General features: G+C 46.6%; 1 protein-coding gene. It reads left to right on the top strand.

Translation table 11 applies throughout. The features are described from left to right. A partial coding sequence (locus R8N49_RS26305) for a 1-deoxy-D-xylulose-5-phosphate synthase N-terminal domain-containing protein (protein ID WP_318190348.1) occupies positions 1-809 on the top strand: 809 nt, incomplete at both ends.

The following is an 809-nucleotide window of genomic DNA, read 5'->3' as shown; positions in this document are numbered from 1 at the left end:
AAGGGAAAGGTCGTAAAGTCATCAGTGTGATTGGTGATGGTGCGATTACTGCAGGCATGGCATTCGAAGCCATGAACCACGCAGGCGATGTTCACCCTGACATGTTGGTGATTCTGAACGACAATGAAATGTCGATCTCAGAAAACGTTGGCGCTCTGAACAACCACCTAGCGAAAGTGCTTTCCGGTAGTCTTTACACCTCTATCCGTGAAGGTGGAAAAAAAGTGCTATCAGGTGTGCCACCAATCAAAGAACTGGTTCGTCGCACTGAAGAACATCTAAAAGGCATGGTTGTCCCTGGCACTCTATTTGAAGAGTTTGGCTTTAACTACATTGGTCCAATTGATGGGCACGATGTGAATGAGCTCGTTAAAACACTGAAGAACATGCGTGAGCTTAAAGGCCCTCAGTTCCTGCACATCATGACTAAGAAAGGCAAAGGTTATGAGCCAGCAGAGAAAGATCCTATTGGCTACCACGGCGTCCCTAAGTTCGATCCAAGCCATAACTGCTTACCAAAAAGCAGTGGCGGCAAACCAACTTTCTCAAAGATTTTTGGTGACTTCTTATGTGACATGGCAGCGCAAGATCCTAAGCTAATGGCAATTACGCCAGCAATGCGTGAAGGTTCTGGCATGGTGCGTTTCTCGAAAGAGTACCCAGACCAATACTTTGATGTGGCAATTGCAGAGCAACACGCTGTGACACTTGCAACGGGTATGGCAATTGCTGGCGATCATCCGATAGTTGCTATCTACTCAACCTTCTTGCAACGTGGTTACGATCAACTTATCCATGACATCGCTATC

It is taken from the genome of Vibrio sp. 1978, assembly GCF_033344345.1.
Note: the sequence above shows the minus strand (reverse complement) of the source record. Positions and strands in the feature narration are given on the sequence as shown.